General features: G+C 66.8%; 20 protein-coding genes. 18 read left to right on the top strand and 2 right to left on the bottom strand.

Translation table 11 applies throughout. From position 1 onward, the window contains the following. Positions 1 to 35 precede the first annotated feature (35 nt). From bamA to D8S75_RS05820, 13 genes are all read left to right on the top strand, one after another. Positions 36 to 2333, top strand: a complete 2298-nt coding sequence (gene bamA / locus D8S75_RS05880) for an outer membrane protein assembly factor BamA (RefSeq protein WP_119965015.1) — start codon at positions 36 to 38, stop codon at positions 2331 to 2333. Next, a complete protein-coding gene (locus D8S75_RS05875) occupies positions 2333 to 2845 on the top strand; it encodes an OmpH/Skp family outer membrane protein (protein WP_119965014.1) in 513 nt (170 codons plus the stop codon). Before bamA ends, D8S75_RS05875 begins: the two co-directional genes overlap by 1 nt. 27 nt (positions 2846 to 2872) lie before the next feature. Continuing rightward, complete coding sequence (gene lpxD / locus D8S75_RS05870) at positions 2873 to 3856, top strand: UDP-3-O-(3-hydroxymyristoyl)glucosamine N-acyltransferase (protein WP_119965013.1); 984 nt, start codon at positions 2873 to 2875, stop codon at positions 3854 to 3856. A 6-nt stretch (positions 3857 to 3862) separates the two neighbouring features. Beyond that, complete coding sequence (gene fabZ, locus D8S75_RS05865) at positions 3863 to 4303, top strand: 3-hydroxyacyl-ACP dehydratase FabZ (RefSeq protein WP_119965012.1); 441 nt, start codon at positions 3863 to 3865, stop codon at positions 4301 to 4303. 20 nt (positions 4304 to 4323) lie between these two features. Next, entirely contained in the window at positions 4324 to 5112 is a 789-nt protein-coding gene (gene lpxA / locus D8S75_RS05860; RefSeq protein WP_119965123.1) for an acyl-ACP--UDP-N-acetylglucosamine O-acyltransferase, read from the top strand. Between the two features lie 11 nt (positions 5113 to 5123). Beyond that, a complete protein-coding gene (gene lpxB / locus D8S75_RS05855) occupies positions 5124 to 6272 on the top strand; it encodes a lipid-A-disaccharide synthase (RefSeq protein WP_119965011.1) in 1149 nt (382 codons plus the stop codon). Further along, positions 6244 to 6885, top strand: a complete 642-nt coding sequence (gene rnhB / locus D8S75_RS05850; RefSeq protein WP_119965010.1) for a ribonuclease HII — start codon at positions 6244 to 6246, stop codon at positions 6883 to 6885. The genes lpxB and rnhB overlap by 29 nt, the downstream gene beginning before the upstream one ends. Continuing rightward, positions 6882 to 7655, top strand: a complete 774-nt coding sequence (locus D8S75_RS05845) for a TrmH family RNA methyltransferase (RefSeq protein ID WP_119965009.1) — start codon at positions 6882 to 6884, stop codon at positions 7653 to 7655. Before rnhB ends, D8S75_RS05845 begins: the two co-directional genes overlap by 4 nt. A gap of 218 nt (positions 7656 to 7873) precedes the next feature. After that, complete coding sequence (gene carA / locus D8S75_RS05840; RefSeq protein ID WP_119965008.1) at positions 7874 to 9046, top strand: glutamine-hydrolyzing carbamoyl-phosphate synthase small subunit; 1173 nt, start codon at positions 7874 to 7876, stop codon at positions 9044 to 9046. A 17-nt stretch (positions 9047 to 9063) separates the two neighbouring features. Further along, the gene (locus D8S75_RS05835) at positions 9064 to 9474 is read left to right on the top strand and encodes a hypothetical protein (protein ID WP_119965007.1); all 411 of its coding nucleotides are present in this window, start codon (positions 9064 to 9066) and stop codon (positions 9472 to 9474) included. Between the two features lie 10 nt (positions 9475 to 9484). Continuing rightward, positions 9485 to 12730, top strand: a complete 3246-nt coding sequence (gene carB / locus D8S75_RS05830; RefSeq protein ID WP_119965006.1) for a carbamoyl-phosphate synthase large subunit — start codon at positions 9485 to 9487, stop codon at positions 12728 to 12730. A 164-nt stretch (positions 12731 to 12894) separates the two neighbouring features. Continuing rightward, positions 12895 to 13371: a transcription elongation factor GreA gene (gene greA / locus D8S75_RS05825; RefSeq protein WP_119965005.1), complete on the top strand. Its 477-nt coding sequence runs from the start codon at positions 12895 to 12897 to the stop codon at positions 13369 to 13371. A 9-nt stretch (positions 13372 to 13380) separates the two neighbouring features. Beyond that, entirely contained in the window at positions 13381 to 13809 is a 429-nt protein-coding gene (locus D8S75_RS05820) for a DUF4149 domain-containing protein (protein WP_119965004.1), read from the top strand. A gap of 7 nt (positions 13810 to 13816) precedes the next feature. Here D8S75_RS05820 and D8S75_RS05815 read toward each other — a convergent pair whose 3' ends face one another. Together D8S75_RS05815 and D8S75_RS05810 are read right to left on the bottom strand one after the other, a co-directional pair. After that, positions 13817 to 14566 (bottom strand): glycosyltransferase, encoded by a 750-nt coding sequence (locus tag D8S75_RS05815; RefSeq protein ID WP_119965003.1) that lies wholly within the window; start codon positions 14564 to 14566, stop codon positions 13817 to 13819. A 4-nt stretch (positions 14567 to 14570) separates the two neighbouring features. Further along, positions 14571 to 15047 (bottom strand): YhbY family RNA-binding protein, encoded by a 477-nt coding sequence (locus D8S75_RS05810; protein ID WP_119965002.1) that lies wholly within the window; start codon positions 15045 to 15047, stop codon positions 14571 to 14573. 32 nt (positions 15048 to 15079) lie between these two features. Between D8S75_RS05810 and D8S75_RS05805 the strand changes: the two genes are divergently transcribed. The 5 genes from D8S75_RS05805 (at position 15080) to D8S75_RS05785 (ending at position 21267) form a co-directional block, all read left to right on the top strand. Beyond that, positions 15080 to 15742, top strand: coding sequence for an RlmE family RNA methyltransferase (locus D8S75_RS05805; protein ID WP_119965001.1), 663 nt, complete (start codon positions 15080 to 15082; stop codon positions 15740 to 15742). A 161-nt stretch (positions 15743 to 15903) separates the two neighbouring features. After that, a complete protein-coding gene (ftsH, locus tag D8S75_RS05800) occupies positions 15904 to 17823 on the top strand; it encodes an ATP-dependent zinc metalloprotease FtsH (RefSeq protein ID WP_119965000.1) in 1920 nt (639 codons plus the stop codon). 75 nt (positions 17824 to 17898) lie between these two features. Further along, the gene (folP, locus tag D8S75_RS05795) at positions 17899 to 18771 is read left to right on the top strand and encodes a dihydropteroate synthase (protein WP_119964999.1); all 873 of its coding nucleotides are present in this window, start codon (positions 17899 to 17901) and stop codon (positions 18769 to 18771) included. Next, positions 18768 to 20102 (top strand): phosphoglucosamine mutase, encoded by a 1335-nt coding sequence (gene glmM, locus D8S75_RS05790; RefSeq protein ID WP_119964998.1) that lies wholly within the window; start codon positions 18768 to 18770, stop codon positions 20100 to 20102. Before folP ends, glmM begins: the two co-directional genes overlap by 4 nt. 130 nt (positions 20103 to 20232) lie before the next feature. Continuing rightward, positions 20233 to 21267, top strand: a complete 1035-nt coding sequence (locus D8S75_RS05785) for an amino acid ABC transporter substrate-binding protein (RefSeq protein ID WP_119964997.1) — start codon at positions 20233 to 20235, stop codon at positions 21265 to 21267. Positions 21268 to 21275: the final 8 nt, after the last annotated feature.

The raw sequence follows: 21275 nt of genomic DNA, 5'->3' as shown, positions 1-21275 counted from the left end.
CGCCCTGCTTGACCAGGGAGGTACCGGCTTCATTCATGAAAAAACATCTCAATCGCTTCGGTGCGTGCACCGCGACGGCTGTCGCAGCCATGGTTCTTGCCGCGCAGGCGGCCTGGGCGCTCGAACCATTCAAGGTGCAGGACATCCGCGTGGAAGGCTTGCAACGTGTCGAGCCCGGCACCGTGTTCGCCTCCATGCCCCTGCGCGTGGGCGATGAATACAACGACGACAAGGGTGCCGCGGCCATCCGCGCATTGTTTGGCCTGGGGTTGTTCAAGGATGTGCGCCTGGAAGCCAGCGGCGGCGTGCTCGTCGTGGTCGTCGAGGAGCGGCCCACGATCGCCGACGTGGATTTCGTGGGCACGCGCGAGTTCGACAAGGATCTGCTCAAGAAGACCATGCGCGACATCGGCCTGACCGATGGCCGCCCCTACGACAAGGCGCTGACCGACCGTGCCGAGCAGGAACTCAAGCGCCAGTACATCAACAAGAGCTTCTATGGCGCCGAGGTGATCACCACCGTCACGCCCGTGGAGCGCAACCGCGTCAACCTGACCTTCTCGGTGGTCGAGGGCGAGACGGCGCGCATCAAGGACATCCGCATCGTCGGCAACAAGGCGTTCAGCGAATCCACGCTCAAGGGCTTGTTCGACCAGGACACGGGTGGCTGGCTGAGCTGGTACACCAAGTCCGACCGCTATGCGCGCACCAAGCTCAACGCCGACCTGGAGACCCTGCGCTCGTACTACCTGCAGCGCGGCTACATGGAATTCCGCGTCGATTCGACCCAGGTGGCCATCTCTCCGGACAAGCAGGACATCTCCATCACCGTCAACGTGACCGAGGGCGAGCGCTTCGTGGTGTCCGGCGTCAAGCTCGAAGGCAACTACCTGGAGCGCGAGGACGAGTTCAAGTCGCTCGTCGCCATCCGCCCTGGCGAGCCCTACAACGCCGACCAGGTGGCCGAGACCACCAAGGCTTTCTCCGACCATTTTGGCAACTTCGGCTTTGCTTTCGCGCGCATCGAGGCCGTGCCCGAGATCGACCGTGAGAACAACCGCGTGGCCCTGGTGTTGCAGGCCGATCCCGTGCGCCGTGCCTATGTGCGCCGCATCAGCGTGACCGGCAACAACCGCACGCGCGACGAGGTGGTGCGGCGCGAATTCCGCCAGTACGAAGCCTCGTGGTACGACGGCGAAAAGATCCGCCTGTCGCGCGACCGCGTGGACCGCCTGGGCTATTTCACCGAAGTCAACATCGAGACCCAAGAGGTTTCCGGCGCGCCCGACCAGGTCGACCTGGTGATCAACGTCGTGGAAAAGCCCACCGGCTCGCTGCAGCTGGGCGCCGGCTTCTCCAGCGCCGAAAAGCTGTCGCTGTCGTTCGCCATCAAGCAGGAAAATGTCTTCGGCTCGGGCAACTACCTGGGCGTGGACGTGAACACCAGCAAGTTCAAGCGCACCCTGGTGTTCAGCACCACCAACCCGTATTTCACGGCCGACGGCATTTCGCGCACGCTCGACCTGTACTACCGCACCGACAAGCCCTACGAGGACCAGGGCGGCAACTACGAACTGATCACCACGGGCGCGGGCATGCGCTTCGGCGTGCCGTTCACCGAGGTCGACACCGTGTTCTTCGGTGGTGCGCTGGAGCAGACCCGCATCAAGTCCGGCACCAACATCCCTGCGGCCTATCTCGCCTATGCCGAGCGCTACGGCCGCACCAGCTCGTCGGTGCCGCTCACCATCGGCTGGACGCGCGACAACCGCGACAGCGCGCTGGCGCCCAACTCGGGACGCTACCAGCGGCTCAACTCCGAGTGGTCGGTGGCCGGCGACGCGCGCTATGTGCGTGCCAACTACCAGTACCAGCAATACGTGCCGCTGGACAAGAAGTTCACCCTGGCCTTCAACGGCGAACTGGGGCTGGGCAAGGGCATGAACGGCCGCCCGTTCCCCGTGTTCAAGAACTTCTACTCGGGCGGCCTGGGCTCGGTGCGCGGCTTCGACCAGGGTACCCTGGGGCCGCGCGACGTCACCGGCGCTTCGCTGGGCGGCCCGAAGAAGGTCACCCTCAATGCCGAACTCATCGCTCCGTTCCCGGGGGCCGGCAATGACCGCACGCTGCGTGTCTTTACTTTCGTGGACGTGGGCAACGTGTATGGCGATGGCGAGAAAATGCGCTTCAGCGAAATGCGTGCCTCGGTCGGCCTGGGCCTGAGCTGGATCAGCCCCCTTGGCCCGCTGCGCCTGGCGTATGCCAACCCGGTGCGCAAGTTCGCGGGCGATAGAATCCAGAAACTGCAATTCCAGATCGGAACTTCTTTCTAATGAAAACCCTTTCCCGTCATATCGCTTTGGCTCTTGCCCTCGGCTCTTTTGGCGCCGCCCTCCCGGCGCACGCGGAAGAGTTCAAGGCGGGCTTCATCCACACCGACCGCGTATTCCGCGAGGCCAACACCGCCAAGGCCGCGCAGGCCAAGCTGGAGCAGGAGTTCTCGCGCCGTGACAAGGAGCTCAACGACCTGGGCAATGCGCTGAAGACGGCCACCGAGAAGTTCGAGCGCGATGCGCCCACGCTGTCGGAAAGCCAGCGCAACACGCGCCAGCGCCAGCTGGTGGACCAGGACCGTGACTTCCAGCGCAAGCGCCGCGAGTTCCAGGAAGACCTGAACGCGCGCAAGAACGAAGAGCTGGGCCAGATGGGCGACCGCATCAACAAGGTCGTCAAGCAGCTGGCCGAGCAGGAAAAGTACGACATCATCGTGGACCAGGCTGTCTACATCAATCCCAAGCACGACATCACCGACAAGGTGATCAAGGCGCTGAATGCAGCCAAGTAAGGCCCGGATGCCGATGGCGGGGTGGCTGTGAGCTTGCGCCTGGCCCAGTTCATCGAGGCGCTGGGCGGCACGCTCGAAGGAAGCCCCGATCTGCGCATCGACCGGCTGGCTCCCCTGGAAGCCGCCGGCCCGCAGGACCTGAGTTTCCTCAGCAACCCGCGCTACCAGCAGCAACTGGCCGCCTCCCGGGCGGCCTGTGTCATTGTGGCGCCCGCCCTGCGCGAGGCCGCACTGGCGCGCGGTGCCTGCATCGTGGCGGACGACCCCTATGTGTATTTCGCGCGGGCCACGCAGCTGTGGAAGCGCACGCACGGCACGCCCGTGGCGCCCGGTGTGCACCCGAGCGCCGTGGTCCACCCCGAGGCCGTGGTGGACCCGACGGCCACGGTCGGGCCGCTGTGCGTGGTCGAGCGCGGCGCGCGCGTGGGTGCTGGAACCTGGCTCAAGTCGCGCGTCACCGTGGGCGAGAACTGCCAGATCGGCGCGCGCTGCATCGTGCATGCGGGTGTGGTGATCGGCGCCGACGGCTTTGGCTTCGCGCCGCAAAAAGGGCAGTGGGTCAAGATCGAGCAGCTTGGCGCGGTGCGCATTGGCGATGACGTCGAGATCGGCGCCAACACCTGCATCGACCGCGGCGCGCTGGATGACACCGTGATCGAGGACGGCGTCAAGCTCGACAACCTGGTCCAGATCGGCCACAACGTGCGCGTCGGCCGCCATTCGGCCATGGCCGGCTGCGTCGGCGTGGCCGGCAGCGCCACCATTGGCGCGCACTGCACGGTGGGCGGAGGCGGCATCGTGCTGGGCCACCTCACGCTGGCCGACCACGTGCATGTGTCGGCGGCCACGACGGTCACCCGCTCGATCACCCGACCCGGTCAGTACACGGGGATGTTCCCTATCGACGACAATGCGCGCTGGGAAAAGAACGCAGCCACACTGAAGCAACTGCACAGCCTGCGCGAGCGCATCAAGGCCCTCGAAGGGCTTCTTCAGAACAACAAAGATTGAACGCTGATGATGGATATCCACGCAATTCTCAAGCAACTGCCCCACCGCTACCCCTTCCTGCTGGTGGACAAGGTGCTTGAACTCGAACGCAACCAGCGCATCAAGGCCATCAAGAACGTCACGTTCAACGAGCCCTATTTCATGGGCCACTTCCCCGGCCGTCCGGTGATGCCTGGCGTGCTGATCCTGGAAGCCCTGGCCCAGGCGGCCGGCCTGCTGGCGTTCGATGCCATGGGCCAGGTGCCCGATGAAAACAACATCTACTACTTCGTCGGCATCGACGGCGCGCGCTTCAAGCGCCCCGTGGAGCCTGGCGACCAGCTGATCCTCGACATCACCATCGACCGTGTGCGCGGCGGCATCTGGAAGTTTAAGGGCGTGGGCCGCGTGGGCGACGAGGTGGCCTGCGAGGCCGAGCTGATGTGCACCATGCGCGCCGTGGGCTGAAGGCAGGAGCGCGGTTCGCCGTGAGCAGCATCCACCCCACCGCCATCGTCGGCGCGCAGGCGCGCATCGACCCTTCCGCCACCATCGGCCCCTATGCCGTCATCGGCCCGCACGTCACCATCGGCGCGGGCACGACGGTGGGGCCGCACTGCGTGATCGAGGGCCACACCACTATCGGACGCGACAACCGCATCTTCCAGTTCGCTTCGCTGGGCGCCCAGCCGCAGGACAAGAAGTACGCCGGCGAGCCCACCGAGCTGCGCATCGGCGACCGCAACACCATCCGCGAGTTCTGCACCTTCAACACCGGCACCGTGCAGGACCGGGGCATCACCAGCATCGGCGACGACAACTGGATCATGGCCTACGTGCACATCGCGCACGATTGCCGCGTGGGCCACCAGACCACCCTGGCCAACAACACCACGCTGGCGGGCCATGTCGAGGTGGGCGACTGGGCCACCGTCGGCGGCTTGACCGGCGTGCTGCAGCGCATGCGCATCGGCGCGCACACCATGGTGGGTTTTTCCAGCCATGTGGCGAAGGATGTGCCTCCCTACATGGTGGTGGACGGCAACCCGCTGGCCGTGCGCGGCGTGAACCTCGTGGGACTGCGCCGGCGCGATTTCTCCGACCAGCGCATCAGCGCCATCCGTGAGATGCACAAGCTGCTCTACCGCCAGGGCCTGACGCTGGAGCAGGCGCGCGCCGCCATCCAGCAACTGCCTGCCACGTATCCCGAGGCGGCGCAGGATGTGGCGCTGATGGACGCCTTCCTCGCCAGCTCGGCTGCGGGCATTGCCCGCTGAAGGACGGCGCAATGGAGGCATCCCCCCGCGTCGCCATGGTGGCGGGCGAGACCTCGGGCGACCTGCTTGCGGGGCTGCTGCTCGACGGCCTGCGCGGCCTCTGGCCCGAACTCACCAGCCAGGGCATCGGCGGACCGCAGATGCAGCGGCGCGGTTTCGAGGCCTGGTGGCCCAGCGACAAGCTTGCGGTGCACGGCTACAGCTTTGAATTGCTGCGCCGTCTGGCCGAGATCATCGGCATCCGCAAACGCCTGCGCGCGCGCCTGCTGCAGGACAGGCCCGATGTTTTCATCGGCGTGGACGCGCCCGATTTCAACCTGGGCCTGGAGACCGACCTGCGCGCCGCCGGCATCAAGACCGTGCATTTCGTCTGCCCGTCGATCTGGGCCTGGCGCGCCGACCGGGTGGAGAAGATCCGCCGCGCCGCCGACCATGTGCTGTGCATCTTCCCGTTCGAGCCCGAGTTGCTGGCACGCCACGGCATCGCCGCCACCTACGTGGGCCACCCGCTGGCCGGGGTGATTCCCTTGGCGCCCGACCGCGTGGTGGCCCGCGCGCAGTTGGGGCTGGGGGAGGGCGATGCGGTGCTGGCCATTCTGCCGGGCAGCCGCTCGGCCGAGGTGCAGTACATCACTCCCAAGTTCTTTGAGGCTGCAAGGCTTATCCATCAAGCGCATCCAGCTATCAAAATGGTAGTGCCTGCGGTGCCGGCGCTGCGCGAGCGCATCGAGCACGCAGCGCGCGCATGCGGCCTGGGCGAGGTTCTGACCATCGTCACCGGGCAATCGCACCAGGTGCTGGCCGCCTGCGACGTGACGCTGATCGCCAGTGGCACGGCCACGCTGGAGGCGGCGCTGTTCAAGCGCCCCATGGTCATCGGCTACCACATGCACCCGCTGAGCTGGCGGCTGATGCGCCGCAAGCAGCTCCAGCCCTGGGTGGGCCTGCCCAACATCCTCTGCGGTGAATTCGCCGTGCCCGAACTGATCCAGGACGCCGCCACGCCCCAGGCGCTGGCGGCCGCCGTGCTGCAGTGGTTCGACGCGCCGCCCGAGCGCATCGCCGCGCTGCAGCAGCGCTTCACTTCGCTGCACCAGAGCCTGCTGCGCGACACCCCCCGACTGGCCGCCGATGCCATCCGCCAAACGCTCGAAGCCTGAACAGGCTTGCCTGGACTGGCACCCGCCCCAGGGTCTCGTGGCCGGGGTGGACGAGGCCGGGCGGGGCCCGCTGGCCGGCCCGGTGGTGGCCGCCGCCGTGATCCTGGACGAGCTGCGCCCGATTCCTGGCCTGGCCGACTCCAAGAAGCTCACCGCCGCGCGGCGCGAGGCCTTGTTCGACGAGATCCGCGCCAAGGCCCTGTGCTGCAGCATCGCCGAGGCCAGCGTGGAGGAGATCGACCGCCTCAACATCCTGCAGGCCACGCTGCTGGCCATGCGCCGCGCGGTGCAGGGCCTGCGCCTCAAGCCCGCGCTGGTGCTGGTGGACGGCAACCGCCTGCCGGTGCTCGACGTGCCGGCCGAGGCCATCGTCAAGGGCGACGACCTGGTGGCCGCCATCTCGGCCGCGTCCATCCTGGCCAAGGTGCACCGCGACCGCTGGTGCGCTCAGGTTCATGAACAGTTCCCGCAGTACGGCTTTGCCGGACACAAGGGCTACGGCACGGCGGCGCACCTGGAGGCGTTGCGCGCGCACGGCGCCTGCCCGCTGCACCGCAGCTCGTTCGCTCCCGTGGCGCAGAACCTGCGACCGGCGCAAGAGGAGGCTGCATGAGCGCAGCGCAGGTGACCCACATCCAGTCGCGCGACAACGGTTTCGTCAAGGATCTGCGCCGCCTGGCGCAGGACAGCACGGCCTACCGCAAGCAGGGTCGGGTGTGGCTGGAGGGTGACCACCTGTGCCGCGCCGCGCTGGCGCGGGGCGTGCATCCCGCCATCGCGGTTTTTTCAGAGTCTTTTTGGCCTCAAGCGCCCGCAGAATGGGCGCAAGCAGCTCCAAAAATCATAGTGCTCGCCGATGCCTTGTTCGCCGACATCAGCGGCCTGGAGTCGCCCGCGCGCATGGGCTACCTGCTGGACCTGCCCGCGCCTACCGCCGTGCAGCCCGGCGCCGCCAGCGTTGTGCTCGACCGGGTGCAGGACGCGGGCAACGTCGGCTCCATCCTGCGCAGCGCCTCGGCCTTCGGCTTCCGCCAGGTGCTGGCGCTCAAGGGCAGCGCCGCCCTGTGGTCGCCCAAGGTGCTGCGGGCCGGCATGGGGGCGCACTTCGGGCTCGATCTGGTCGAAGGGCTGGAGGTGGAGGACCTGCAGGTCCTGCGGGTGCCGCTGCTGGTGACCCATGTGCACGAGGGCGATTTCCTGCACCGCGCCGAACTCCCGTGGCCCTGCGCCTGGGTGCTGGGTCACGAGGGGCAGGGTGTCTCGCCCGCACTGGAGGCGCGCGCCAGCCGGCGCATCCGCATCGCGCAGCCGGGCGGGGAGGAATCGCTGAACGTGGCGGCTGCCGCCGCTATCTGCCTGCACGCCAGCGGCGCCGGGCGCTGACGGCCTTGCCGCCAGGCGGGTGGAATACCCCTGGCGGATCATGCTGCAGTGCACCACCGTCAGCGAACCGGTGGTGTCTGCGAGTACAATCAGGGGCTTTTCTCGCAACAGCGTCGCCCGACCGCACCCAAAGCAACAATCCATCAGAGAGCAGCCACTGGCACTCGCGCGCGAGTGGCCTGCAGGCGCCGGGCGACCGTAACCATCCGGAGAACCCAGTGCTTTTGTCTCTTCAGGGAACCTTCCCGCCCGCCATCCTGGCGCTCGCAGACGGCACGGTCTTTATCGGCAATTCGATCGGTGCCACCGGCACCACCGTCGGCGAAGTGGTGTTCAACACCTCGATGTCCGGCTACCAGGAAATCCTCACCGACCCCAGCTACTGCCAGCAGCTCGTGACGCTCACGTACCCGCACATCGGCAACTATGGCGTCAACACCGAGGACATCGAAGCCGACAAGGTCCATGCCGCGGGCCTGATCATCAAGGATCTGCCGCTGCTGGCCAGCAACTTCCGCTGCACCGAAACTCTGTCGTCCTACCTCGTGCGCGAGCGCACGGTGGCGATCGCCAACATCGACACGCGCAAGCTCACGCGCCTGCTGCGCACCCAGGGCGCGCAGAACGGCGCCATCATCGGCCTGGCCGCCGGCCAGGAAGTGACGCAGGCCCTCATCGACGAAGCCATCGCCGCCGCCAAGGCCGCGCCGCCCATGGCCGGGCTGGACCTGGCCAAGGTCGTCACGACGCAGGAGCGCTATGAGTGGACGCAGACCGAGTGGCAACTCGGCAAGGGCTATGGCACGCAGGAGGCGCCGCGTTTCCACGTGGTGGCCTATGACTTCGGCGTGAAAAAGAACATCCTGCGCATGCTGGCCGAGCGCGGCTGCAAGGTCACCGTGGTGCCCGCGCAAACGCCGGCCGCCGATGTGCTGGCCCTGAACCCCGATGGCGTGTTCCTGTCCAACGGCCCTGGCGACCCGCAGCCCTGCGACTACGCCATCGCCGCCACGCGCACCCTCATCGACAGCGGCATCCCCACCTTCGGCATCTGCCTGGGCCACCAGATCATGGCCCTGGCCTCGGGCGCGCGCACCTTCAAGATGACGCACAGCCACCACGGCGCCAACCATCCCGTGAAGGACCTGGACACCGGCCGCGTCAGCATCACCAGCCAGAACCACGGCTTCGCGGTGGACCTCGACTCGCTGCCCGCCAGCCTGCGTGCCACGCACGTCAGCCTGTTCGACGGCACGCTGCAAGGTCTGGTGCGCACCGACAAACCGGCGTTCTGCTTCCAGGGCCACCCCGAGGCATCGCCCGGCCCGCACGACATCGGCTACCTGTTCGACCGCTTCACCGACGCCATGCGCGTCGCGCAGGCCAAGTAAACCAGGAACCCGGCGCCATGAAACTCTTCAGCTTCCCGGCCGCAGCGCTTGAAAAGGCGATCCACAAGCGCGTGCTCACCCTGCCGTCGCCGCACAAGGAGTGGTTCACCGAGCGCTGGCAGCAAAAGCCCTACAAGAAGGCCTTCGTCGAGAACAAGGCCATGCCCCTGGTCACGCTGGTGGCCAAGGGCAAGTCCTGGGACGAAGCCACCTTCGCCGAGGCCCTGCAGGAGTGGGACGTCACGTTCTACGACGCCGAAGCCGAAGTGCTGCGCCCCCTCGTTCAGGGCGACGGCCTGCTGCAGCTCATGCAGAAGAACCTGCCCGCCGAGCGCGCAGAGGCCCTGCTGGACAAGCTGAACGCCCGGCGCCCCGCCGCCGCCGTGGCCGCCACACCTTCCGCGGAAGCCGGAACCGCGACCGACTGATAGACACACCATGCCAAAACGTACAGACATCAAAAGCATCCTCATCATCGGCGCCGGCCCGATCATCATCGGCCAGGCCTGCGAGTTCGACTACTCGGGCGTGCAGGCCTGCAAGGCGCTGCGCGAGGAGGGCTACAAGGTCATCCTGATCAACAGCAACCCCGCGACGATCATGACCGACCCGGCTACCGCCGACGTCACCTACATCGAGCCCATCACCTGGCAGACGGTCGAGAAGATCATCGCCAAGGAGCGCCCCGACGCCATCCTGCCCACCATGGGCGGCCAGACCGCGCTGAACTGCGCGCTGGACCTGTGGCGCAACGGCGTGCTGCACAAGTACAAGGTCGAGCTGATCGGCGCCACGCCCGAGGCCATCGACAAGGCCGAGGACCGCCTCAAGTTCAAGGATGCGATGACCCGCATCGGCCTGGGCTCGGCACGTTCCGGCATCGCCCACAGCATGGACGAGGCCTGGGCGGTGCAGAAGAACGTGGGCTTCCCCACCGTGATCCGCCCCAGCTTCACGCTGGGCGGCACGGGTGGCGGCATCGCCTACAACCCCGAAGAGTTCGAGACCATCTGCAAGCGCGGCCTGGAAGCCTCGCCCACGAACGAGCTGCTGATCGAAGAGTCGCTGCTCGGCTGGAAGGAGTACGAGATGGAAGTGGTCCGCGACAAGGCGGACAACTGCATCATCATCTGCTCCATCGAGAACCTCGACCCCATGGGCGTGCACACGGGCGACTCGATCACCGTGGCCCCGGCGCAGACACTGACCGACAAGGAATACCAGATCATGCGCAACGCCTCGCTGGCGGTGCTGCGCGAGATCGGCGTGGACACGGGCGGCTCCAACGTGCAGTTCTCGGTGAACCCGAAGGACGGCCGCATGATCGTCATCGAGATGAACCCGCGCGTGTCGCGCTCCTCGGCGCTGGCCTCCAAGGCCACGGGCTTCCCGATCGCCAAGGTGGCGGCCAAGCTGGCCGTGGGCTACACGCTCGACGAGCTGCGCAACGAGATCACGGGCGGCGTCACGCCCGCCTCGTTCGAGCCCTCGATCGACTACGTGGTGACCAAGATCCCGCGCTTCGCGTTCGAGAAATTCCCCACGGCCGACAGCCGCCTGACCACGCAGATGAAGTCCGTGGGCGAGGTCATGGCCATGGGCCGCACCTTCCAGGAATCCTTCCAGAAGGCCCTGCGCGGCCTGGAAGTGGGCGTGGACGGCATGAACGAGAAGACCCAGGACCGCGAGGTGCTGGAAAAGGAACTCGGCGAACCTGGCCCCGAGCGCATCTGGTACGTGGGCGATGCCTTCGCCATGGGCCTGTCGGTGGACGAGGTGTTCGATCTGACCAAGATCGACCGCTGGTTCCTGGTGCAGATCGAGGAGATCGTGAAGATCGAACTCGACCTCGACAAGCTCACCGCCGAGAAGGGCGAGGGCGCGCTCGCCGCGCTGGACGCCGGCACCCTGCGCACGCTGAAGAAGAAGGGTTTCTCCGACCGCCGTCTGGCCAAGCTGCTCAAGACCAGCGAGCAGGCCGTGCGCGACCAGCGCCGCGCCCTCAACGTGCGCCCGGTCTACAAGCGCGTGGACACCTGCGCGGCCGAGTTCGCCACCAACACCGCCTACCTGTACTCGACCTACGAGGAAGAGTGCGAGGCAGAACCCACGAACAACAAGAAGATCATGGTGCTCGGCGGCGGTCCCAACCGCATCGGCCAGGGCATCGAGTTCGACTACTGCTGCGTGCACGCCGCGCTCGCCATGCGCGAGGACGGCTACGAGACCATCATGGTCAACTGCAACCCCGAGACCGTGTCCACCGACTACGACACCTCGGATCGCCTGTACTTCGAGCCCGTCACGCTGGAAGATGTGCTGGAGATCGTGGACAAGGAAAAACCGGCTGGCGTCATCGTGCAGTACGGCGGCCAGACGCCGCTTAAGCTCGCGCTGGGCCTGGAGGCCGCCGGCGTGCCCATCATCGGCACCACGCCCGACATGATCGACGCCGCCGAGGACCGCGAACGCTTCCAGAAGTTGCTGGGCGACCTGGGCCTGCGCCAGCCGCCCAACGCCACCGCGCGCACCGAGGCCGAGGCGCTGGAGAAGGCCGCCGCCCTGGGCTACCCCCTGGTGGTGCGCCCCAGCTACGTGCTGGGTGGCCGTGCCATGGAAATCGTGCACGAGCAGCGCGACCTGGAGCGCTACATGCGCGAGGCCGTGAAGGTGAGCAACGACTCGCCCGTGCTGCTCGACCGCTTCCTCTCCAATGCCATCGAGTGCGACGTGGACTGCGTGCGCGACAGCTCCGGCGCCGTGTTCATCGGCGGCGTGATGGAGCACATCGAGCAGGCCGGCGTACACTCGGGCGACTCCGCCTGCTCGCTGCCGCCGTACTACCTCAAGGCCGAGACCGTGGCCGAGATCAAGCGCCAGACCACGGCCATGGCCCAGGGCCTGAACGTGGTGGGCCTGATGAACGTGCAGTTCGCCATCCAGGAAGCCGACGGCAAGGACATCATCTATGTGCTCGAAGTGAACCCGCGCGCCTCGCGCACGGTGCCCTTCGTCAGCAAGGCCACGGGCATCCAGCTGGCCAAGGTGGCCGCGCGCTGCATGGCCGGCCAGACGCTGGCCGCGCAGGGCATCACCAAGGAGGTGGTGCCGCCGTACTTCAGCGTGAAGGAGGCCGTGTTCCCGTTCGTCAAGTTCCCCGGTGTGGATACCATCCTCGGCCCCGAGATGAAGTCCACCGGCGAAGTCATGGGCGTGGGCAAGACCTTCGGCGAGGCCTTCGTCAAGAGCCAGCTCGGCGCCGGCACCAAGCTGCCGACCTCGGGCAAGGTGTTCCTGACCGTGAAGAACGCCGACAAGCCGCGCGCCGTGGACATCGCGCGCCAGCTCGTCGCGCTGGGCTTTGACTTGGTCGCCACCAAGGGCACGGCCGCCGCCATCGAGGCGGCCGGCGTGCCGGTAAAGGTGGTGAACAAGGTGACCGAAGGCCGCCCGCACATCGTGGACATGATCAAGAACAACGAGATCGTCATGGTCATCAACACGGTGGAAGAGCGCCGCAACGCCATCGCCGACTCGCGTGCCATTCGCACCAGCTCGCTGCTGGCGCGTGTGACCACGTTCACGACCATCTTTGGCGCCGAGGCGGCCGTGGAAGGCATGCAGCACATGAACCAGCTCGACGTGATTTCCGTGCAGGAGATGCACGCCCAGCTGGCGGCTTGAAGCTGCCGTAATCACGGCATAATTGCGCCCTGAACCAACACCGCCGCGCGGCAACGTGCGGCGGTTTGCTTTTGGCGACGCCATAAACCCGCTATGGGCCCGTGGCGCGCCGGAACCGGCCGCGCCCGAGTGCGCGGCACACCTATCCAATGGAGACTGACCGAATGGCCACCATTCCCATTACCAAGCGCGGCGCCGAGAAGCTCAAGGCCGAGCTGCACCGCCTCAAGACCGTGGATCGCCCCGCGGTGATCGCCGCCATCGCCGAGGCGCGTGCCCAGGGCGACCTGAGCGAAAACGCCGAATACGAGGCGGCCAAGGACCGCCAAGGCTTCATCGAAGGCCGCATCCAGGAAGTCGAGGGCAAGCTCTCGGCCGCGCAGGTCATCGACCCCTCCGCCGTGGACGCGGGCGGCAAGGTGGTGTTCGGCGCCACCGTGGAACTCGAAGACGAGGATTCGGGCGACGCCGTCACCTACCAGATCGTGGGCGAGGACGAGGCTGACCTGAAGCTGGGCCTGATCAATGTGTCCAGTCCCATCGCCCGCGCGCTCATCGGCAAGGAAGAGGGCGACACGGCCGAGGTGCAGGCCCCGGGCGGCGTGCGCCGCTACGAGATTGTCGGCGTCCGCTACGCCTGAGCTGCGCGCATGAAGGCCCGCCTTCCTGCCCTGCTGGCCGCCCTCTGGTGGGGGAGCCTCAGTGCCATCGGCTTCATGGCCGTGCCATTGCTGTTCGCGCACCTGCCCACGCCGGCCATGGCGGGCAACACGGCCGCCAAGCTCTTTGCCGCGCAGACCTGGCTGTCGGTGGCGTGCTGCATGGTGTTGCTTCTGATTTCAAGGCCAAAAGGCGATGTAGCCCTTTATCCGTGGGCGCGAGCAGCTACACTTTTCATAGTGGGTGGGCTGCTGCTGGCGTTGCTGGTGCAGTTCGGTGTATCGCCGCGCATCGTGGCGCGCCAGGACCTGAAGTTCTGGCATGGCCTGGGCACGCTCATGTACACCCTGCAGTGGTGCTGCGCGCTGGCCACGCTGTGGCACACGCTGCGCCCGGCCGGCGCACAACCGCCGGCCTGAGCGGGGGTCATTCGCGCCAGTGCTCGGCCACCCAGGTGGCGGGCTGGATGAAGCGAAAGCGCCGGTTGCGCCGGCCCGCCAGGGCGTCGGGCGGATTGCATTCCCCGTGGAAGATCACCACGCGCGCGCCGGGCGGCACGAACGGCGCCTTCCAGTAGTTCGTGGGCCAGGCGGGGATGCCGTGGTACTTGAAGCTCGGGCACCACTCGGCGGGCCAGTATTGCAGCTTGCCCTGCTTGTGCAGGAAGTCCGACAGGTAGGCCTGCTCGTTGCGGAACTGCTTGCGGATCTCGTCGAAATGGCCGCGGAAGTATTCCAGCACATCCGGGTGCGCGCCCAGCTCGAAGCGGTACACCGACGAGTTGCCGGTGATGCGCCAGGGCCGCTTGTAGTCATGGATGATGAGGAACTCGCCCGGCTGGGTGAAGAAGTCGTCCAGGCTGCCGGTGATGACCACGTCCACGTCGAGGAACAGCGCCGTCCCGCGCAGGCCGTGCAGGTCGGCGCTGAAGGTGGCCAGCTTGGTCCAGCCGCGCTCGGGAATGCCCGGGGGCAGGTCCAGCGGCGGGATGGGCAGGCACTGCACCTCGGAGCGGATGCCGGTGCTGTCGTCGGTCAGGCAGACGAAGTTGAAGTCGCCGCTGAGGTGGCGGCGCACCATGGCGTAGAGGCGGTTGACGTACTCGGGGCCGTATTTCGTGCCCCACTTCATGCAGATCACATGGCGCTGGCGCGCCGTGGCGGCGGTGGTGGTCATCGGCTTAGTCGGCCTGGCGTTTCTTCACCGAGGTCGGCTTGCGCTTCTTGGCGCGCTTGATCTGGCCGCCGGGCGTGAGGCGCTGGTTGCCGAGCACGCGGATCTGCTTGATCTCGGGGCGCTGGCCGCCGCGCTTGCTGAACTTGAGCACTTTCACGTCGCGCGGGCCGGGCATGCGGTCCTCGTCGACGGTGCGCTCCTTGGCGGGTTGCGGGCGCCACAGCACCAGCAGCTTGCCGATGTGCTGGATGGGCGCGGCGCTGAGTTCGGCGGCCAGTTCCTGGTACATCAATTCGCGCGCGGCGCGGTCGTCGCCGAAGACGCGGATCTTGATGAGGCCATGCGCATTCAGCGCGGCGTCGATTTCCTTGCGCACGCCGGGGGTCAGGCCATCTCCACCGATGAGCACGACGGGGTCGAGGTGGTGGGCGGCGGCACGGTATTCGCGGCGCTCGGCGGGAGTGAGTTCAATTTGGGGCATGGGCCGTATTATCCAGGCAGGACGAAAGAAGCATGAAAACCAAAACCCAGAGCAAGAAGGTCAACAAGGCATGGCTGAACGACCATGTGAATGACCCCTATGTCAAGCAGGCCCAGAAAGACGGCTACCGCGCGCGCGCGGCCTACAAGCTCAAGGAGATCGACGAGCAGTTCGGCCTGATCCGCCCGGGTGCCACGGTGGTGGACCTGGGCTGCGCGCCCGGGGCCTGGAGCCAGTACGTGCGCCGCCGCCTCTCGCCCTCGGGGGCTGCCGTGGGCGCGCTCAACGGCAGCATCATCGGGCTGGACATCCTGCCCATGGAACCTATCGAGGGTGTGACCTACCTGCAGGGGGATTTTCGCGAGCCCGAGGTGCTGGAACAATTGGAGCAGGCGCTGCAGGGGCGTCCGATCGACGTGGTGGTGTCGGACATGGCGCCCAACCTCTCCGGCATTGCCTCGACGGACGCCACGCGCATCACCCTCCTGGTGGAACTGGCGGTGGATTTCGCCTGCGCGCACCTGCGGCCCGAGGGCGCGCTGGTCGTCAAGCTGTTCCATGGTGGCGGCTATGCCGAGCTGGTGCAGCTCTTTCGCGAGACCTTCAAGACCGTCAAGCCCGTCAAGCCCAAGGCGTCGCGCGACAAGTCGTCCGAAACCTTTCTGGTCGGCATCGGTCTGAAAAAGCAGGCCTGACCGCGGCCGGGGTTTTGCGCCAGGGCAGGAGAACGGGAAAAACCCGCGATCCTCCCAGGGGTGCCAGGGGGTATTGCCGCCCGCGCATGCCTTGAAAAGCCTAAAATCGGACCCATTTGGCATAACGTCCCCGTCTTTCGCCACCCTCACCGGAGTTCCGCTTGAACAATCAGTGGTTTTCAAAAATTGCCGTATGGCTGGTCATCGCCATGGTGTTGTTCACCGTGTTCAAGCAGTTCGACACGCGTGCGGTCGGCGCTGCGGGCCACATCGGCTATTCGGAATTCCTGGAAGAGGTGCGCAGCAACCGTATCAAGAGCGCGACCATCCAGGAAGGGCAGGGCGGCACCGAGATCGTGGCCATCACCAACGATGACCGCCGCATCCGCACCACGGCCACCTACCTCGACCGGGGCCTGGTGGGTGATCTGATCAACAACAACGTCAAGTTCGACGTCAAGCCGCGCGAAGAAGGCTCGCTGCTCATGACCCTGCTGGTCAGCTGGGGCCCCATGCTGCTGCTCATTGGCGTGTGGGTGTACTTCATGCGCCAGATGCAGGGCGGTGGCAAGGGCGGTGCCTTCAGCTTCGGTAAATCGAAGGCGCGCATGCTCGACGAGAACAACAACAGCGTCACCTTCGCCGATGTCGCCGGTTGCGACGAAGCCAAGGAAGAGGTCAAGGAAGTCGTGGACTTCCTGAAGGACCCGCAGAAGTTCCAGAAGCTCGGCGGCCGCATTCCGCGCGGCCTGCTGCTGGTCGGCCCTCCGGGCACCGGCAAGACGTTGCTGGCCAAGTCCATCGCGGGCGAGGCCAAGGTGCCGTTCTTCAGTATCTCGGGCTCCGACTTCGTGGAGATGTTCGTCGGCGTGGGCGCGGCCCGCGTGCGCGACATGTTCGAGAACGCCAAGAAGAACGCTCCCTGCATCATCTTCATCGATGAAATCGACGCCGTGGGCCGCCAGCGTGGCGCGGGCCTGGGCGGCGGCAATGACGAGCGCGAGCAGACGCTGAACCAGATGCTCGTCGAGATGGATGGCTTCGAGACCAACCTGGGCGTGATCGTGGTCGCCGCGACCAACCGTCCCGACATCCTGGACGCCGCGCTGCTGCGCCCCGGCCGCTTCGACCGCCAGGTCTATGTCACGCTGCCCGACATCCGCGGCCGCGAGCAGATCCTGGCCGTGCACATGCGCAAGATCCCCGTGGGCCAGGACGTCAACCCCGCGATCATCGCGCGCGGCACGCCCGGCATGAGCGGTGCCGACCTGGCCAACCTCTGCAACGAGGCAGCCCTCATGGCCGCGCGCCGCAACGCGCGCACCGTGGAGATGCAGGACTTCGAGAAGGCCAAGGACAAGATCATCATGGGCCCCGAGCGCAAGAGCATGGTCATGCCCGAGGAAGAGCGCCGCAACACGGCCTACCACGAGGCCGGCCACGCGCTCATCGGCAAGCTGCTGCCCAAGTGCGACCCGGTGCACAAGGTCACCATCATCCCGCGCGGCCGCGCGCTGGGCGTGACCATGAGCCTGCCCGAGAAGGACCGCTACTCCTACGACAAGGAGTACATGCTGAACCAGATCGCCATGCTGTTCGGCGGCCGCATCGCCGAGGAAGTGTTCATGCACCAGATGACCACGGGTGCGAGCAACGACTTCGAGCGTGCCACGCACATCGCGCGCGACATGGTCATGCGCTACGGCATGACCGAGGCGCTGGGCCCCATGGTCTATGCCGAGAACGAAGGCGAGGTGTTCCTCGGCCGCTCGGTGACCAAGACCACCAGCATCAGCGAAGAGACCATGCAGAAGGTCGATGCCGAAGTGCGCCGCATCATCGACGAGCAGTATGCCCTGGCGCGTCGTCTGATCGAGGAGCACCAGGACAAGATGCACGCCATGGCCAAGGCCATGCTCGAATGGGAAACCATCGACGCCGAGCAGCTCGACGACATCATGGCGGGTCGCCCGCCGCGTCCGCCCAAGGACTGGACGCCGCGCACGCCTTCCTCGGGTGGCGATGGTTCTGGCGGCGGCACGCCGGCCGTGAACACGGACGCCACGCCCACCGCGGCCTGAGGCCGGGTGGCCACCATGTGAATGACGGGGCCTGCAGCCCCGTTTTTCCTTTCAGCCCACCTTCTTTTTCCGCACATGATCTGGCAAACCGCCCGATTCGCCATCGACCTGGGCCGCCCCCGGATCATGGGCATCGTCAACGCGACCCCGGACTCCTTCTCCGACGGCGGCCGCCACGCCACCACGGCCGCCGCGCTGCGCCACTGCGAGCGGCTTATCGCGGACGGAGCCCACATCCTCGACATTGGCGGGGAATCGACCCGCCCCGGCAGCCCGGCCGTGCCACTGGACGAGGAGCTCGCGCGCGTGCTGCCCGTGGTGCGCGAGGCGGTGCGTCTGGGCGTACCCGTCTCGGTGGACACCTACAAACCCGAGGTCATGCACCGGGTGCTGGAGCTGGGGGCGGACATCGTCAATGACATCTGGGCGCTGCGCCAGCCGGGCGCGGCCGCCGTGGTGGCCGCGCATCCGTCCTGCGGCGTGTGCCTGATGCACATGCACCGCGACCCGCAGACCATGCAGGTGGCGCCGATGGCCGGCGACTGTGTGCCCCAGGTGCTCACTTTTCTGGAGCATGCGGCGCAGGATCTGCGCGCTTTGGGAGTCGAAAAAAACCGCATCGTTCTGGACGCCGGCATAGGTTTCGGCAAAACCGTGGAACAGAACTTCGCCCTGCTGGCGCGCCAGCGGGAGCTGCTGGCGCCGGGCTACCCGCTGCTGGCGGGCTGGTCGCGCAAGTCCTCGCTGGGCGCCGTGACAGGGCTGGACGTAAGTGAGCGGCTGCTGCCCAGCGTGGCGGCCGCTCTGTTGGCCGTGGAGCGCGGCGCGCGCGTGGTGCGCGTGCACGATGTGCGCGAGACGGCGCAGGCGCTCAGCGTCTGGCGGGCCATGCACCAGCAGGACGGCAGCCCGGCCCCTACCAACAACAACGAGGAGAACCCCGCATGACACGCAAGTACTTTGGCACCGACGGAATCCGTGGCACCGTGGGCCAGGCCCCGATCACCCCTGACTTCGTGCTGCGCCTGGCCCATGCCGTGGGGCGCGTGCTGCGCCAGACCGAGGAGCGCCCCCTGGTGCTGATCGGCAAGGACACGCGTATCTCGGGCTACATGCTGGAGAGCGCCCTGGAGTCGGGGTTCAACTCCGCCGGTGTCGATGTGCTGCTGCTTGGGCCGCTGCCCACGCCGGGCGTGGCCTATCTCACGCGCGCGCAGCGCGCCAGCCTGGGCGTGGTGATCTCGGCCAGCCACAACGCGTTTCCAGACAACGGTATCAAGTTCTTCAGCGCCCAGGGCACCAAGTTGCCCGATGCCTGGGAGTTGGCCGTGGAGGCTGCGCTGGACGAGCCGCCGGTCTGGGTTGATTCGGCCGCACTGGGCAAGACGCGCCGGCTCGACGATGCGGCGGGGCGCTACATCGAGTTCTGCAAGAGCACCTTTCCCCAGGACCTCACGCTCAAGGGCCTGAGGATCGTGGTCGATGCCGCGCACGGGGCCGCGTACCACATCGCGCCCAAGGTATTCCATGAACTGGGGGCCGAGGTCATTGCCATCGGCTGTGCGCCCGATGGCCTGAACATCAACCATGAAGTGGGCGCCACGCACCCTGATGCCCTGGTGCGGGCGGTGCGCGCCAACCATGCCGACTACGGTATCGCCCTCGACGGCGACGCCGACCGCCTGCAGATGGTCGATGCCTCGGGCCGTCTCTACAACGGCGATGAACTGCTGTACCTGATGGTGCGCGACCGCATGGGGCGTGATGAGCATGTGCCCGGCGTGGTGGGGACGCTCATGACCAACATGGCCATCGAATTGGCGCTGAAGGAGCGCGGCGTGCCGCTGTTGCGCGCCAAGGTGGGTGACCGCTATGTGCTTGAAGAGCTGGCGCGCCACCGCTGGAACCTGGGAGGCGAGGGCTCGGGCCACCTGCTGGTACTGGACAAGCACACCACGGGGGATGGCCTCGTCAGCGCCCTGCAGGTGCTGCAGGCCTGCGTGCGCAATGGCCAGAGCCTGGCGCAGTTGCTCGAAGGCGTGGCCCTGTTTCCGCAGGTGCTACTCAACGTGCGCCTGCAGCCAGGCCAGGACTGGCGCACCAACGGCCGGCTGGCCCAGGAGACACAGGCCGTCGAGGCGGGGCTGGGCCAGACCGGGCGCGTCCTCATCCGCGCCAGCGGCACCGAACCCCTGTTGCGTGTGATGGTCGAGGCGCGCGATCTGGCGCAGGCCAGCGCGGCAGCCGAGCGCTTGGCCGATGCGGCGCGGCATAGCTGAATGCTACTGAAAATGTAGCTGATGGCGCTTGTCGCTTGGGCGTCAGAGGGGAGTTTCCCTTGTGCAAAAATTGCCTGGAACCGGTATGCTCGGCCATGGAAGCCATGAACAGATGGATGGAGATGGTCGCATGAAGAGGAACCGGCTCAAGGCTTCGGCCGCCTTGCTGGCGATGGCCGCTGGCCTGCTTTCCATGCCGGCGCATGCCGGCAAGACACTCGATGGCGTCCGGGCGCGAGGGCAGGTGGTGTGTGGAGTGCATACCGGGCTGGCGGGTTTTTCCGCGCCCGATGCGAGTGGCCGGTGGATGGGGCTGGACGTGGATGTCTGCCGCGCCATCGCGGCCGCCGTGCTGGGTGATGCCGGCAAGGTCAAATACGTGCCCCTGACCGCGCAGCAGCGCTTCACCGCGCTGCAATCGGGCGAGGTCGATGTGCTGTCGCGCAACACCACGTTCACGCTCGCGCGCGACGCCTCGATGGGCCTGCGCATCACGGCCGTCACCTACTATGACGGACAGGGGTTCATCGTGCCGGTGCGCAGCGGCATCCGCAGCGCGCGGCAGCTCAAGAACCAGAAGGTGTGCGTGCAGTCGGGCACCACCTCGGAGCGCAACCTGAACGATTTTTCCAGGGCGCGCGGCCTGGATATCCAGCTTGTGCTGTTCGAGAAGGAAGACGCGGCCACTTCTGCGTATTTCGCGGGCCGTTGCAGCGCGTACAGCACCGACGCCTCGGGCCTGGCTTCCATCCGCAGCAGGCAGGCGGCCAAGCCCGCCGACCACGCCATCCTGCCCGACCTGATCTCCAAGGAGCCGCTCGGGCCGCTGGTGCGCCGGGGGGACGATGAATGGCACGCCATCGTCACATGGGTCATCCATGGACTGATCGAGGCCGAGGAACACGGGATCACCCAGGCAGGGGTGGATGCGATGAAAGGCGGCAGCCAGGACCCTGCGGTGCAGCGCCTCCTGGGAGCCACCGACGACACCGGCAAGATGCTCGGGCTGGACCGGGAATGGATGGCCCGTGCGCTTAAGGCCACGGGCCATTACGGTGAGATCTTCGAGCGCAACGTGGGCGCCCGGTCCCCACTGGCCTTGACGCGGGGCGCCAACCGACTGTGGAGCCAAGGCGGACTGATGTACGCCTATCCGATGCGCTGATGCCAGGC

The organism is Simplicispira lacusdiani (assembly GCF_003604195.1).
Classification (GTDB): domain Bacteria; phylum Pseudomonadota; class Gammaproteobacteria; order Burkholderiales; family Burkholderiaceae_C; genus Simplicispira; species Simplicispira lacusdiani.
This window is presented reverse-complemented; position numbering and strand designations above follow the sequence as displayed.

Bases quoted from the DNA above. Each gene is read 5' to 3' on its own strand.
- bamA (WP_119965015.1), top strand. From the start codon at position 36: ATGAAAAAACATCTCAATCGCTTCGGTGCGTGCACCGCGACGGCTGTC.
- D8S75_RS05875 (WP_119965014.1), top strand. From the start codon at position 2,333: ATGAAAACCCTTTCCCGTCATATCGCTTTGGCTCTTGCCCTCGGCTCT.
- fabZ (WP_119965012.1), top strand. From the start codon at position 3,863: ATGATGGATATCCACGCAATTCTCAAGCAACTGCCCCACCGCTACCCC.
- lpxB (WP_119965011.1), top strand. From the start codon at position 5,124: ATGGAGGCATCCCCCCGCGTCGCCATGGTGGCGGGCGAGACCTCGGGC.
- rnhB (WP_119965010.1), top strand. From the start codon at position 6,244: ATGCCATCCGCCAAACGCTCGAAGCCTGAACAGGCTTGCCTGGACTGG.
- D8S75_RS05845 (WP_119965009.1), top strand. From the start codon at position 6,882: ATGAGCGCAGCGCAGGTGACCCACATCCAGTCGCGCGACAACGGTTTC.
- D8S75_RS05835 (WP_119965007.1), top strand. From the start codon at position 9,064: ATGAAACTCTTCAGCTTCCCGGCCGCAGCGCTTGAAAAGGCGATCCAC.
- carB (WP_119965006.1), top strand. From the start codon at position 9,485: ATGCCAAAACGTACAGACATCAAAAGCATCCTCATCATCGGCGCCGGC.
- greA (WP_119965005.1), top strand. From the start codon at position 12,895: ATGGCCACCATTCCCATTACCAAGCGCGGCGCCGAGAAGCTCAAGGCC.
- D8S75_RS05820 (WP_119965004.1), top strand. From the start codon at position 13,381: ATGAAGGCCCGCCTTCCTGCCCTGCTGGCCGCCCTCTGGTGGGGGAGC.
- D8S75_RS05815 (WP_119965003.1), bottom strand. From the start codon at position 14,566: ATGACCACCACCGCCGCCACGGCGCGCCAGCGCCATGTGATCTGCATG.
- D8S75_RS05810 (WP_119965002.1), bottom strand. From the start codon at position 15,047: ATGCCCCAAATTGAACTCACTCCCGCCGAGCGCCGCGAATACCGTGCC.
- D8S75_RS05805 (WP_119965001.1), top strand. From the start codon at position 15,080: ATGAAAACCAAAACCCAGAGCAAGAAGGTCAACAAGGCATGGCTGAAC.
- folP (WP_119964999.1), top strand. From the start codon at position 17,899: ATGATCTGGCAAACCGCCCGATTCGCCATCGACCTGGGCCGCCCCCGG.
- glmM (WP_119964998.1), top strand. From the start codon at position 18,768: ATGACACGCAAGTACTTTGGCACCGACGGAATCCGTGGCACCGTGGGC.
- D8S75_RS05785 (WP_119964997.1), top strand. From the start codon at position 20,233: ATGAAGAGGAACCGGCTCAAGGCTTCGGCCGCCTTGCTGGCGATGGCC.